General features: G+C 59.8%; 9 protein-coding genes. 4 read left to right on the forward strand and 5 right to left on the reverse strand.

Annotated features, from left to right (window positions below):
• Window positions 1-49: 49 nt before the first annotated feature.
• The 5 genes from AC2IBB_RS16865 to AC2IBB_RS16885 all read right to left on the reverse strand — a co-directional run bounded on the left by AC2IBB_RS16865 (window position 50) and on the right by AC2IBB_RS16885 (window position 4998).
• Window positions 50-982, reverse strand: coding sequence for a ferredoxin family protein (locus AC2IBB_RS16865; RefSeq protein ID WP_486327934.1), 933 nt, complete (start codon window positions 980-982; stop codon window positions 50-52).
• Complete coding sequence (locus AC2IBB_RS16870; protein ID WP_486327935.1) at window positions 973-1830, reverse strand: ABC transporter ATP-binding protein; 858 nt, start codon at window positions 1828-1830, stop codon at window positions 973-975. Before AC2IBB_RS16870 ends, AC2IBB_RS16865 begins: the two co-directional genes overlap by 10 nt.
• 80 nt (window positions 1831-1910) lie before the next feature.
• Complete coding sequence (locus AC2IBB_RS16875; protein ID WP_486327936.1) at window positions 1911-2945, reverse strand: FecCD family ABC transporter permease; 1035 nt, start codon at window positions 2943-2945, stop codon at window positions 1911-1913.
• Window positions 2938-3960: a FecCD family ABC transporter permease gene (locus AC2IBB_RS16880; protein ID WP_486327937.1), complete on the reverse strand. Its 1023-nt coding sequence runs from the start codon at window positions 3958-3960 to the stop codon at window positions 2938-2940. Before AC2IBB_RS16880 ends, AC2IBB_RS16875 begins: the two co-directional genes overlap by 8 nt.
• Window positions 3961-4998 (reverse strand): ABC transporter substrate-binding protein, encoded by a 1038-nt coding sequence (locus AC2IBB_RS16885; RefSeq protein WP_486327938.1) that lies wholly within the window; start codon window positions 4996-4998, stop codon window positions 3961-3963.
• A 537-nt stretch (window positions 4999-5535) separates the two neighbouring features.
• On the opposite strand from AC2IBB_RS16885, the gene AC2IBB_RS16890 reads away from it, so the two are divergent.
• The 4 genes from AC2IBB_RS16890 to AC2IBB_RS16905 all read left to right on the forward strand — a co-directional run bounded on the left by AC2IBB_RS16890 (window position 5536) and on the right by AC2IBB_RS16905 (window position 13223).
• Window positions 5536-5787, forward strand: coding sequence for an acyl carrier protein (locus tag AC2IBB_RS16890; RefSeq protein WP_279504892.1), 252 nt, complete (start codon window positions 5536-5538; stop codon window positions 5785-5787).
• Entirely contained in the window at window positions 5780-6931 is a 1152-nt protein-coding gene (locus AC2IBB_RS16895; RefSeq protein WP_486327939.1) for an acyl-CoA dehydrogenase family protein, read from the forward strand. Before AC2IBB_RS16890 ends, AC2IBB_RS16895 begins: the two co-directional genes overlap by 8 nt.
• Before the next feature lie 154 nt (window positions 6932-7085).
• Window positions 7086-8636, forward strand: coding sequence for an amino acid adenylation domain-containing protein (locus AC2IBB_RS16900; protein WP_486327940.1), 1551 nt, complete (start codon window positions 7086-7088; stop codon window positions 8634-8636).
• Entirely contained in the window at window positions 8637-13223 is a 4587-nt protein-coding gene (locus AC2IBB_RS16905; RefSeq protein ID WP_486327941.1) for an AMP-binding protein, read from the forward strand.

Consider the following 13223-nt stretch of genomic DNA (forward strand, 5'->3'; position numbering starts at 1 on the left):
CGGCGAATTAACTTCTGCTTAAGTTAAGACTCAGGCAAATAGAAGAAAGCTAATTGTCTGCCTGCTGTGTCTCACTTGTTCGCCATGTGCGGCGATCTGTGGGGCCGGCGCCGGCGTCAATATCCGAACACATGTCGTAGCGCCGGAACGACGCGGCCTCCAGATGGATAACCAGGCGTCCGTCCGCAGTATCGGATCGCCAGGAAAACGCGATTTCTGTCCGGCCCTCACTGTCGCTCTGTTCAGCGACTATTTCTAACTGAGTCGGCTGATGTCCCTCCGCGTCAAGGCGTTTGCGCGCTTCGATCTCGGCAATCTGCTGGACTGGCGTCAAAGCGCTGTTTCCGCGAAAGCAGGGCAGATAAGGAAGGTTGCTCATCTCGCTTTCCAGCAGGGGCAGGGCGCGCTCAGGCTCGATACGCCCGTATTTGCGCATGTCGGGAAACACCAGGGCGGTGGCCGCGAAACGACAGCCTCCCAAGTGAGAGCTTTGCCAGACTTCAACTTGCGGGAAATTCTGCGCGGCCTGCTCCAGCGCCTTGAAGCCCGCAACGCCGAACTTGGCGCAACACTTGTCCTTGACGCCATGGGTGCAGCAAAGCACGACCTTGGCGGGCGCCGGGCCGCTACGCCATGCCGCCAACGAGCGGCCCTGCTGCAACGCCAGCAGAAACGCGGCAAGTTGTTCGCGGGGAATGTCGTACGCTTCGCGCTCCGGCATCAAATAGGCGCAACGCAGCGTTTTCGACTGATCCGCCCGATGCATCAGGTTCACCCGGCGGCCTTGGGCGACCAGTTCTGCGACAAGTCCGGACTCGGTTTCACTCATGTCCTTGGCCTGATGGTAAGTGCGCGTCCAAGCGGCGATGGGCCAGCTCAGCAATAGATTACTTTGCGGATGAAAGCCCGTTCCCGCCAGAGGCTCGTCGGACTCCTGACTGGCCTGGGCGCAGAACTTTGGCGTGGCGGCGCCTAGACGCATGCTTCGCTCCGTTTGTCATGCTCTTGAGTTTGCGCTGGTATGCGCGTGGTTTTGCCGAAGGGGATGCATAACGGCGAGCCGAACAGGGGATCGCGGATAATGCGACAGCCCAGGTCGAACACCGCGCTGACGGTTTCCTCGGTGATGATTTCCTCCGGACTGCCCTGGGCGTAGACGTTGCGATGCTGGATCGCCACGATGTGGTCCGCGTAGCGACAGGCCAGATTGAGGTCGTGCAGGACCATGACAATGGTCTTTTGCTCGCGGTCATTCAGGTCGCGCAACAAGTCGAGGATTTCAATCTGATGGGTGAGGTCTAGATAGGTGGTGGGTTCGTCCAGCAGCAGAATATCCGTGTTCTGCGCCAGGGTCATGGCGATCCAGGCGCGCTGGCGCTGGCCTCCGGACAGTGAGTCCACGGGTTGATGCTGTAGTGCGGTGAGGCCGGTATCATGCAGCGCTTTTTCAACCAACCGTTCGTCTTCCTGTGACCATTGCCGCAGCAAGCCTTGATGGGGGTAGCGGCCCTGCCTGACCAGTTGATGAACGGTCAGCCCCTCCGGCGCTAATGGCCCTTGGGGCAGCATGGAGAGCTTCTGCGCCACCTGCCGGGTAGGGCTTCGCTGTATTTCCTGGCCGTCCAGCAATACGCACCCTTGCTGGGGTTTAAGCACTCTGGCGAAAGATTTCAGCAGCGTGGATTTGCCGCAGCCGTTACTGCCGACGAACACGGTCACCTTGGCCCGGGGAATTCTCAGGTTCAGCGCTTCAATGATGACCTTCTGCTCATAGCCCAGCGTCAGGTCGCGGCTTTCCAGCGGGTGTTCGGTCGTTGTCGTATTGCTCATGACGATCTCACTATTAATCAGGCGGACAAATGCGTCCTTCTATTTGTCTGCAACGACAGGCCTGCGCATTTCAGGCTCTGTTAATGATGACGCTGCCGATACAGCAGATAGATAAAAAACGGCGCTCCCACACCGGAAACGAATACCCCGGCGGGAATGTCCAGCGGCAGAAAGGCGGTGCGGCCGATGGTGTCGGCCAGCGCCACCATGCCGCCGCCGATCATGGCCGCCACCGGCGCCAGACTGGCGAAAGAACGATCTACCAGCCGGCGCGCCATATGTGGCGCAATCAGGCCGACAAAGCCAATCGCCCCGGTATAGGCGACGGCGGAGCCGGCCAGGGCGACGCTGATCAATAACAGGATAAAACGGTTGCGCTGCACCGGAACGCCAAGGTTGATGGCGATAGCGTCGCCCATCTCCTGAATATCAATAGTCCGCGCCAGTAGCAGCGACAGCGGGCCCAGGGTCAACAACCAGGGCGCCAAAGCCTGAACGTCGCTCCACTCTGAGCCGTACACGCTGCCGGTCAGCCACACATAAGCGGTCATGCTGGTGGCGATGGGGCTGATGACGATCATCAGCGTGGTGAGCGCGCTGAGTCCGGCGGACAGTCCGATGCCGATCAACACCAGACGAATGGGGGAAACGCCCTGCCGCCACGCCAGCCCATAGATCAACAAAGACGTGCAGGCCGCACCCAAAATGGCCGCTACCGGCAGCCAGCGGATGCTGACGGCGCCCGCCAGAAACGACAAAAAGAACACCGCCGCCGCAGACGCGCCGCTGGTGATGCCGATAATGTCGGGAGAGGCGAGGGGATTTCTGATAATGCTCTGCAGGATCAGGCCGGACAGCGCCAGCGCGGAACCCGCCAGAAACGCCATCAGTACTCTAGGCAGCCGCAGGGTTTCGATAATAAAGGCGTGATCGCCCGGCTCACTGGCGATCAATTCTTTGATCACTTCCAGCGGGGAAATCCAGAGGCTGCCCGTCGCGATAGCGATAAGCGCCAGCGTCAAAGACGCCGCCAGCACCGCCAAAGTGAGAGTCGCCGAGCGCGGGTTAACCTGCACCGACCACCGATTAAAGCGCAGAGTGATAAGCCTATGCATGCTGCACGCCCCGCCGCGCCAGATAGATGAAAAAGGGCGTTCCCAACAATGCGGTCATCACGCCGATGGGGACCTCCTGGGGCGGTATCAGGAACCGCGCGGCTACGTCGGCGCTCAACAATAGAACGGCGCCCAGCACCGCACAACCTGGCAGCACCCAACGGTAATCCGCGCCGAGCCAGGCGCGGACCATATGAGGAACGATCAACCCGACAAAGACGATATTGCCGGCGATCGCCACCGCAGCCCCGGCCAGACCGATGATCAAAACTCCCATCAATAACCGCAGCATGGCGGTGCGTTGTCCCAGGCCCTTTGCTACGTCATCGCCGGACATCAGAACATTGATATGACGGCCTAAAGCCATGCTGGCGATGATGGCGAACAGAATGCAGGGGGCCACCGGCGCCACCAGATCCAGACTGCGTCCCGCCACCGACCCCGCCAGCCAGAACAGGATGCTGTCCAGCCCTTCCTGATTGATCACCAGCAGTCCCTGGGTGAAGGAGACGAACAAGGCGGTGATGGCGGCGCCAGCCAGCACGGTTCTGACCGGCGTCAGGCCATCGCGGCCCAGCGCGCTCAGGCAGTAAACCAGGGTTCCCGCGACGGCGGCGCCGGCGAAAGCGATCCAGATATAGTGTTGCAGCGACGGGACGGAGAAAAGCGTGGTCGACAGCGCAATGGCGAACAAGGCGCCGGCGTTGACGCCGAAGATTCCTGGTGAAGCCAGGGGGTTACGGGTCAGCGCCTGCATTAAGGCGCCCGCCACCGCCAGCGCGGAGCCGACGCACAGCGCCGTCAACGCCCGGGACAGGCGGGTGGTCGTGACGATGATGTGCTCGGTGGAGCCCGGGTCGAAAGCGGTGAAAGCGTCCCACAGGTCGTTCAACGGCATGGACATCTGACCCAGGGCGATGCTGGCGCAGAAGGCCGCCGCCAATACCCATAGCGCGAGGAGAAGTTGCAGGGCGCGACCGGAATTCCGTCCGGCCCGTAAATACTTGAGGAACATCTACTGCGTCGGACCGGTGAGGCCAAAATGCTCGTAGATCTGATCCAGCATCAGATTGGCCCCAAGGATGCTGCCGGATAAATGCCAGGCTATCTGGTCGACCTGAAAAACCTGATGCTTACGCACCGCGTCCAGGTTCTTCCACAGCGGGTGCCGGGTCCAGTCCGCATATCCCTGCAGCACAGCGGGGTCTTCCGTGTTCATAAACACAAAAAAGACATCCGCGTTCATTGCGGGAATGCTTTCCTTGGTGGCCAGCTTCTGCATCCAGTGATCCTGCGGATGGTTGGGAGGGCTGACGAAACCCAGCTCATGCAGAATGGAGCCGGTATAGCTGCCTTGCAGGTATAGACGGGCATGATCGGCGCGGAAGTTAATGGCGGATGCTTCCTGCGGCCACTGGTCGCCGAGCTTGAGCTGAATTTGCTGCTGAAAATCCGCCACGCGGTCGTTCCAGTTTCGCAGCAGCGTCTCCGCCTGCGCCTGTCGGTTCATCGCCAATCCCATCATGGTTACGGTGTCTTTGAAATCAAACACGGTTTCCAGCGCGATAGTAGGGGCGATCTGGGTCAGGTGACCGTAGATTTTTTCATGACGCCGTTTGGAGGCGATAATCAAGTCCGGCTTGAGTCCGGCGACCACCTCCAGATTGGGCTGGGTCTCCAGCCCCACATGAGGAACGCCCTGAAGATGAGGACGCAGATATTTGTATGTAGGCTTCTCCGCCCAGGAGTCCACCACGCCCACGGGAATAACGTCCAAAGCGATGGCGGTATCCGTCGCTCCCTGAAACAAAGTCACCACTCTGACTGGCGTACCGGACACCTGCGTCACGCCCATGGAATGCTCGATGCGCCGTACGGACTCCTCGTCGGCGTAAGCGGAGCCAGGCCCGACAAATAACAGGCAGCTGAAGCTGAGAACATAAGCGGCGCACCGAGTGAGCGAAGCCTGAAAAGAAGAGAGCGAAGCCCGGAAAGACGAGTGGGAGGCCCGGAAAGAGCGGAGGTATAACCAGAAGTTGCGTAACATCGACATGAGGTTCAATTGTGGGATTGTGGAGAAGGAAACCGGCAGTCTATCTGGGGGAATTAATAATATCAATAATAAGCATTCGCATTAACAAATATGCTGATCGCCCATTATTTGTCGGCAACGACTTGCCTGTAACAACTTGTCTGTAACGGAGGCTGTGGCCGTTACCGCAGGAAATCGTCGTTGAAGCCTGCATGCGTTCCCAAACTTTTCCCATTTTCGATTGCGACAATTTGCGCCACAGGGCGCCCGGGTGGCGAAAAAGAACAAAAAGGTCGCTTCTGGTTTTGCTCTGAAATCAGAAATGACGCTTGCTTCGCGTTATTTGGTCAGCTTTCTGGGTGTGACAAACAGGGTTAATTTTTGTCAATAAAATCAGTCGGCTGGAAGATTGCGCCTGTTCGTGATGATGATATATGATGCTGCAAGTCAGTTTGGCGCCCCAAGATGGGGCCTGGAAAGAAAACCTTTTCACTAGCAGCGCCAGCTGACTTTCAATGGAAAGACTAATGGAATTTAAGCTCGCAAAGGAAAGTAGTAATGGACGTATCTGCGCGTAAAAAATTAGTGTCTGAATACCTGAGCAAACTCGCTGGAAAACAGGATTTGGACGACTCAGTCGACATCTTCGAAACAGGTCTGGTTAACTCCCTGGCCGCTATCCAATTAATCTCCTTTCTCGAAAAAAACTTCAGAATCAAGGTAGAGATTGACGACCTTGATAACGCCAACTTTTGTAGTATTCAGGCTGTCTGTAATTTCTTGGAGAGAAAGGCGGTGGTAAATGCTTAACCGTTTTCTATCGCCTTCTCAAAACCAGTGGCTGCACGCCTTCGAACAGTTCTCCGCCGATGAAGTCGCGCCTTATGCCGATGAGTGGGATCTACACGAGGCGACCCCCGCCTCGGTGGTGAAAAAACTCGCCCATAACGGCTGGCTGGGCGGCCTGGCGAAAGAGGAAAGCGGCGGCCTTGGCTTCGACGCCACCACTTTCGGGCTTCTTAACATGGCGATCGGGGCGGGAAGCGGCTCACTGACGGGCTTGCTGAACGTGCACTCAATGGTGTTGAAAACCATTGAGGACTGGGGAACGCCGGAGCAAAAGCAACAGTATCTGACGCCATTGGTGAAAGGCGAGATCATCGGCGCGTTTGCGCAAACCGAGGTCGGCGCCGGAGGCGATTCCAAGAACCTGTCGACGCAGTTTGTCGACGACGGCGACGCCTTGCTGGTCAACGGACAAAAGACCTGGATCACGTTCGCCCAAATCGCGGATCTGTTTCTGGTGTTCGGTAAATATCAGGGGCTGGATACCGCCGTTCTGATTCCCAAAGAGACGCCAGGATTCACCATTACCGCCAAGAAAAACATGCTGGGTTTCAAGAGCGCTTATCTGGCGGTGCTCGACTTCGTCGACGTGCGGATTCCCAAATCTCACATCATCGGGAAACCGGGCTTCGGCCAGAACCTCATCTCCAATAGCGCTCTGGACTACGGCCGCATCAGCGTGGCCTGGGCGTCGCTAGGCGTTCAACAAGCGGCGCTGGCGGCTTCTGCACGCAGAGCCAACACCCGCTCTACCTTTGGTGAGCTGCTAGCGGACCAAGGCATCATTCGCGGCTATCTGGCGGAAATGTCCAGTAGTCTGCTTGCCTCCCAACTCATTTGCCTGTCAGCGACAAAAGCGAAGGAATCCCGGGACGAAGACGCCCTGGAGCAGATTCTTCAGGCCAAGCTTTTTGCATCACATGAAGCCGGTACGGCGGCGGCCAAAGCCGTCCAGATTCACGGCGGCCATGGCTGCGACGAGAGTAACGGCGTCAGCCGTCTCTATCGGGATGCGAAAATTTTGCAGGTCGTCGAAGGCAGCAATGAACTTCAAAAAATGCTGATCGGCAAGGAAGTATGTAATCGATACAGCTATAGCGCTGTATAGACTATTTCATAATCCGCTTCTCACCATTTCTATCCTCCAGGCTTGAGACCCAAGGTCTCGGCTGACGGATGCCTGTCGCCCCGGGTTCGTCTGTAACCCTGGGCGCGCTATGGCTCAGGAGCGACACAGCCAGCAATCAAAGGACTCCGGCTCTATGGACACTGGTCGACTTATTACTGATTTTTTCGAGGACACGGCGCGAGACAATCCCAACCCGGCGATACGCTGGGGCAATGGGGAGACTCTATCCTGGCGCGAACTGCATGAGCGCGCGCGGCTACTGGCTCAATATCTGATTGATGAGCGTGACCTGCGCCAGGGCGAATGCGTCGCCATTGGTCTGGAGCGAAGTCCGGCGTTTGTGGTGGCGGCCTACGCCGTGCTGCTTGCAGGCGGCGTTTATTTCCCTCTGGATGCGAAAACCCCCGTTGCGCGCATGGCTTCCATGTTGCAGACGGCGCAGTGTCGCGTTGCGTTTTGCAGCGCCGCCCAGTCCGGCCAGATTTCCCAGGCGGGACCGGATCTGGCGCTGATTCTGGCGGAGCGCCTGGAGGATATTTATGTATGCAAACCTGAAATAGACGCGATGCGGAACGCGCCGCAATTGCAGGCGTCGGACCCGGCTTATCTGATCTTTACGTCCGGCACGACAGGAACCCCGAAAGGGGTGCTGGTCAATCACGGCGCGTTTATCAACCGTCTGCAATGGCATCAACAACACAGTGCGATGACGGCGTCGGACATCATTCTGCAGCGCACCGCGTTAACCTTTGACGTGTCTCTGTGGGAGCTTTTCCTGCCTGCGTTGAACGGCGCCAGTCACTATTTGCTGCGCCCAGGTCTGGAGTCTTTTCCCAGAGGCATCTTGGCGGCGCTGCAAAGTGAAAACATCACCGTGGCGCACTTCGTTCCCAGTCTGCTCAAGCCGGTGCTGCAGGAGTTGCAACATACGGCGACCACCTTGCGCAAAGTCTATGTCAGCGGCGAATCGTTGCAGGCCAGTCTGGTCGACCAGTTCCAGGCGCAGTTCGGCTCTAGCTGTCTGCTGACTAACCTGTATGGTCCGACGGAAGCGGCTATCGACGTCAGTTACTACGATTGCGATGCGCCTGCGCCCAAAAACGTGCCCATCGGACAGGCGCTTACCGGTTGCGAGTTATACATTGTCGACCCGGAAACATTAGCGCTGAAAGGTGATCTGGAGCAGGGAGAAATCGCCATTGGCGGAATTTGTCTGGCTGAAGGTTACTACAACCGTCAGGACTTGACGGACAAAGCCTTTGTTTTTCACCCAGAGCTGCAACAACGTATCTATCTGACCGGCGACCTGGGATGGCGTGAAGACGGAGATGTGTTTTTCTGTCAGGGACGCAAGGACACCCAGGTGAAATTGCGCGGGCTGCGTATCGAGCTGGGTGAAATAGAGCATCACCTGCTCAGTCATCCGGCGATTAGCGAAGCCGTGGTCTGCGTGGTGGACGACGACGAGGGCGAACAGTGGCTGACGGCGGCTATCGCGGCGTCCGGCGATCCGCTGGAGGCTCAGGCGCTGCGTCAGTTTCTCGCCGCGCAAATGCCCGCTTACATGTTGCCGGCGCGATTCTGGCAAGCCGGCAAGCTGCCCCGATCCAGCTCCGGCAAGCTCAACCGCAAGGCGATTGCGGAGACCCTGCGTGAGCACTTCTTCGCGGAGGCGGTAGCGTAAATGATGAATAAGCTGACATTTGAGTTGTCCCGGTCGCAACAGACCGTTTTCAAGATGGAAGCCTTTCATTTGTCCGGGCGGCGCTTTTATCTGGGCGGCGTGGCGCGCATGCATGGCGGTCTGTCGCTGGAGCGTCTGGCGCAGGCGGCTGAAGTGGTCGTTCACGCCGAGGATGTCTTCCGCATTGGCTTTGTCGCCGATGCGTCCGACGCGCTGTGGCGGGGCGTGCGTCATGAGGCGCCATGGGCGGACGTGCAAAAGGTGGATTTCAGCCAGCATCCTGATCCGGAACAGGCGTTCTCCCAGTGGGCCGAGCGTCAGCTGCTGCTGGAAGAGGATCTGTCGCGAACGCCGATCCGCGTCTTCGCCGTCCAGTATCGCGACCAGCAGTCCGGCTGGTTTGTGAAGGCCCACCACGCCGCGGCAGACGGCGCCGCTCTGGCGTTATTAATGGAGCGTCTGGCGGCGGCGCTGGAAGGCGACGCCTGTGGGCAGGTCGGGAGCGCTGCTTTTTCCGTCATGGCGGAGCGGGAGCAGGAGTACGAAGCGTCTCCACGGTGGAGCAGGGATGCGGAATACTGGCGCAGCTTGTTCGGCGAATCCGCCCCCGCCGCTCTGCAAAACAGCCGCCAGCCCATTGGCGACTACCGTGGCGGGGAAGCGCGCAGCAGACGCGTGCGCCTGTCCTTGCGCGCAGACCAGAATGCGTTGTTGGGTCAGTTCAGAGCGGGCGGCGGTTCCGTGTTCCGTTTGTTTTTCGCCGCCGTCGCCTATGCGCAAATGGTGGTGGAAGACGGCGATGCGGTCCTGGTGCAGGCGCCGATGTTGAACCGCTGGAGTGAGGACGAAAAACGCGCCATTGCAATGGCCGTGGCGCCAGTGCTGGTTCCGGTATCCCGCGCGGCGGGCGAGACCGTGGCGGACTGTTATCGCGTTCTGCGCAAGGGGCTGCAAAAAGCCCTGGCGCATTCCCGATACGCCCCCGGCGCGCGCTGGGGCGACTTCGCCTCACAAGACTGGAAACGGGTCATTCCTGCGTTCGGCGTGTCCTATCAGACCGGCGCGTTTCAGCCTTCCGTCTCTGGCGCGCAAGTGGAAATCGACCATTTGCAGGCGGTGGAAGCGCTGTTCGCCACCGTACATATTCATGATCGCTTCGAGGATGGAAGCATCAAGCTGGAAGCGGACTTTCGTCGCCAGTGGTCGGAGCCTCAATGCCGCGCTTTTTTGCAGACAGTGGTCGATTACGCCATGGAAGCGGCTGCGGACGTGTTGGCTGCAGCGGAGGCGATGCATCAAGCAGATAAGACAGAGACGACCTTCGCGCCGCGGGTTGATGGCTCCGACGCAGAGACCGCGGCGCCCATCGGCGTGCACATCAGATATGCTTTCCAGCGTTACCCCGACCAGATCCTGTTCAGCGCCGGCCCTGAAAGTGATCCCATTTATTACCACCAGGGCTGGGACTGGATGCGTGGGCTGCGCGAACACCTTCGTCAGCAGCGCGGCGGCGATGATCGGCCCGTCATGATCCTTGGGCGCCGCACGCCAGCGACAGTGCTGGCGTATCTGGCCTGTCTGATCGATAACATCACCGTGGTTCCCGTTTGTCCCACGACGCCTGCGGCCCGGTTGTTAACTATCGCCCGAAATTCCGGGGCGTCTCTGTGCCTGTACGTAGCGCCTGATCAGAGTCTGGCGGAAAGCCTGGAACTGCCGTTGGCGCTGCTGGACATGTCCATTCCGCTGGAATGGTCGACTCACCAGGCGTCAGAGTCATCGGCTTGGTCCGCAACAACGGCGCCGACGCCAGACGCCTTAACGGACGCAGCCCAGGATAAACCGGCTTATATCCTGTACACCTCAGGCTCGACGGGAGAGCCCAAAGGCGTGGCGATCTCTCCTGTGGCGCTGGCGCATTACGCCGTGGCGACCGCCAAGGCTTACGCGGGAGAGCAGCCGTTCAATACGCCGTTGTTCACCTCCTTTGGATTCGACCTCACCCAGACCAGCATTTTGGTTCCTGTTCTGTCCGGCGGGTTTATGCAGCCTCATGAACAGGATATTCGCGATAACCCCGCGTTACTGCGGACGCTGCTGGCCGACGAACGCTTGTCCGGGGTGAAATGCACGCCTTCCCATTTGTCTCTGCTCACGGAGCACAGCGTTCCGCGGCGCCGCCCGCTGACCTTTGTGGTCGGCGGTGAAAACCTGTCCGAGGGGCTGGTGCGACAGGCGTTGCGCGTTTTCCCCGCCGGCAGCTGCGTGGTGAATGAATACGGTCCTACGGAAGCGACGGTGGGCTGCTGCATTCATACCCGTCACGGTTCGACTTTAGCCGCCGAAGACAGCGCAGGCGTCACGCCCATTGGCGCGCCGCTTGGCGCTGCGCTGATGTCGGTGCGCGACGCCAGAGGCGAACCCATGCCGCAAGGATTTCAGGGCGAGTTATGGATCGGCGGCCCGGTACTGGCGGAGGGTTACCTCAACAACCCCATGCAGACTGACGCCAAATTCGTGCGCAGTCGTCAGGACGGACATCGCTGGTATCGCTCCGGCGACCTGGGCGTAAAAGACGCCCAGGGCCAGCTGCACTGTCTCGGGCGCATCGATGAAGAATTCAAGGTGCGCGGTTATCGCATTCATCCTACGGAAATCGAAAAAGCGGTGGAAAGCGCGCTGGCGGCGCTGGGTGCGGAGGATCGCCAGGGCAAGATAAAAGCGTTGAAGCTGGCGGCCGCCAACGCCTCGCATGCGTCGGACGGAGCAGGCGAGAGTCGCGAGCTGGTGGCGCTGTGCAGCAGCTCGCCGATCCCTTACGACAACCCGGATTTTCAGGCGCGCCTGCAGGACAGACTGCCCGACGCCTGGCTGCCTGGCCTGTATTGCACGGTGGTGCCCTGGCCGGTCAACGCCAACGGCAAAGTGGATATGAAGGCGCTGACGGCGGCGGCTCACAACGCCCTGGCGGCGACGCTGACGCCCTCGCGCAGCATCGGCGGGCAGGACGCTGACGCCGCACAAACCTATTCGCTGCCTGAGTGGTTGAATGACGACTTTTTTACGCCGATCTGGCCCCAGGGCGTGGACCTGAAAGCGTCGTTCCTGGCGCTGGGGGGCGACTCGATCAAAGCCATCCGTCTGGCGGCGCTGCTTGCGAAGCAGGGCGTCCGCGTCGGCGCGGGGGAGCTGTTGTCCATGGCCGCCCTGGGCGCCGTGCTGGAGAAAGCCTGCGCTAACAGTCAGACGCTGAATGCCGGCGAGGCCATCGCCATTGAGGACGTCGATGCTAACTGGATCACCCATCTGCCCAGCGTGCGCTGGATGCGGGAGCAGGGCTTTCACTATCCGAATCGCCTGCAGCAGGGGGTGACCCTGGCGGCGCCGTCGTCCCTGGCGCCGGAGCGCATTCACGCCGCCGTTCAGGCGGTGCAGGGGCGTCATAAAATCTTTGCGCTGAGAACCAACGCTGACCTTAGCGCCTGTCATTTTGAGTCCGCCTCAACCTCGTTGGCCGTACATGAGCTGGCGACAGGGGAGTCGCTCATGGCGCGGTTGCGTGAGTTGCAGGGCGCAGTCAGCCTGCAACAGCAGCCCAGCGTTCATGAAATTGTTTACGACCCTGCGTCGAACCAGAACTATCTGATCTGGGTGTGCCATCACCTGATTTGCGACGTGCATTCCTGGATCTATTTACTGGACGAACTGGATCAGGCCCTGGGCGACGCGACTACCGCTGGCGGAGAAGTAGAGGCTGGCGCGTTCCTGTGGGGGAAATGGTTGCGCGATCACGGCGGTGCGGCGCAAACGGCGCACTCCGGGGATGCAACGGCGACGGCGGAGCCGGTCAGATTGACGCTGACGCTGTCGGGCGCGGACATTCAGGACATGGAGCGGCGGCTTAAGGCGGAGCGCACCCAGTTGCTCGCCGCCGCGCTGATGGCGGCGCTGGATGAAGACAACGCCAGTCCGGCCCAGCCTGTGGCGCTGTTTGAACACCACGGTCGCGTTTTTTCGGAAGCGAACGTTCCCCACGAATGGGACGGCGCGCTGGCCAATGCGGTGGGCTGGTTCACTGGCTTTCATCAGGTGAGCCTTGATCCGCTTGCGCAAGGGGCGTCGGCGCAGTTGCGAGAGATCAAGTCCAGTTGCTGTGACGGTCGCCAGAACTGGCTCCATCACCTGGGCGCGCAGACCCAGCGGGTCAGACCTTTGCTCTGTATCAACGATATCGGCGGTGGGCTGAGCGGGCAGTGGCGTCACTTCACCCTGACGCCGGCGTTGTCCGGGGGCTTCCGCCATCCGCAGGAACGCAGTGTGGCCGACTTTGACCTGCTGGTGTTTGACGAGCGCGAGTCCGGCGCGGTTAGCGTGGAATTGCGTCTAGGCGTTCCCGGCGCCAGCGAGGCGCGCGCCATCCAGTACCTGACGCAACTGAACGCCGGACTGTCAGCCTGGCGCGATGCACTGGCGGGCGAGGGCGACGCGATTTCTGCCGCGCCGTCCGTCCTGCTTCCCTCGGATTTTCCCTTTTGCCAGCTCTCACAGACGGAGCTGGATCTCATCATTAACGGAGCCGCAGTATGA

This window comes from Hahella sp. NS-SX17, from assembly GCF_057367735.1.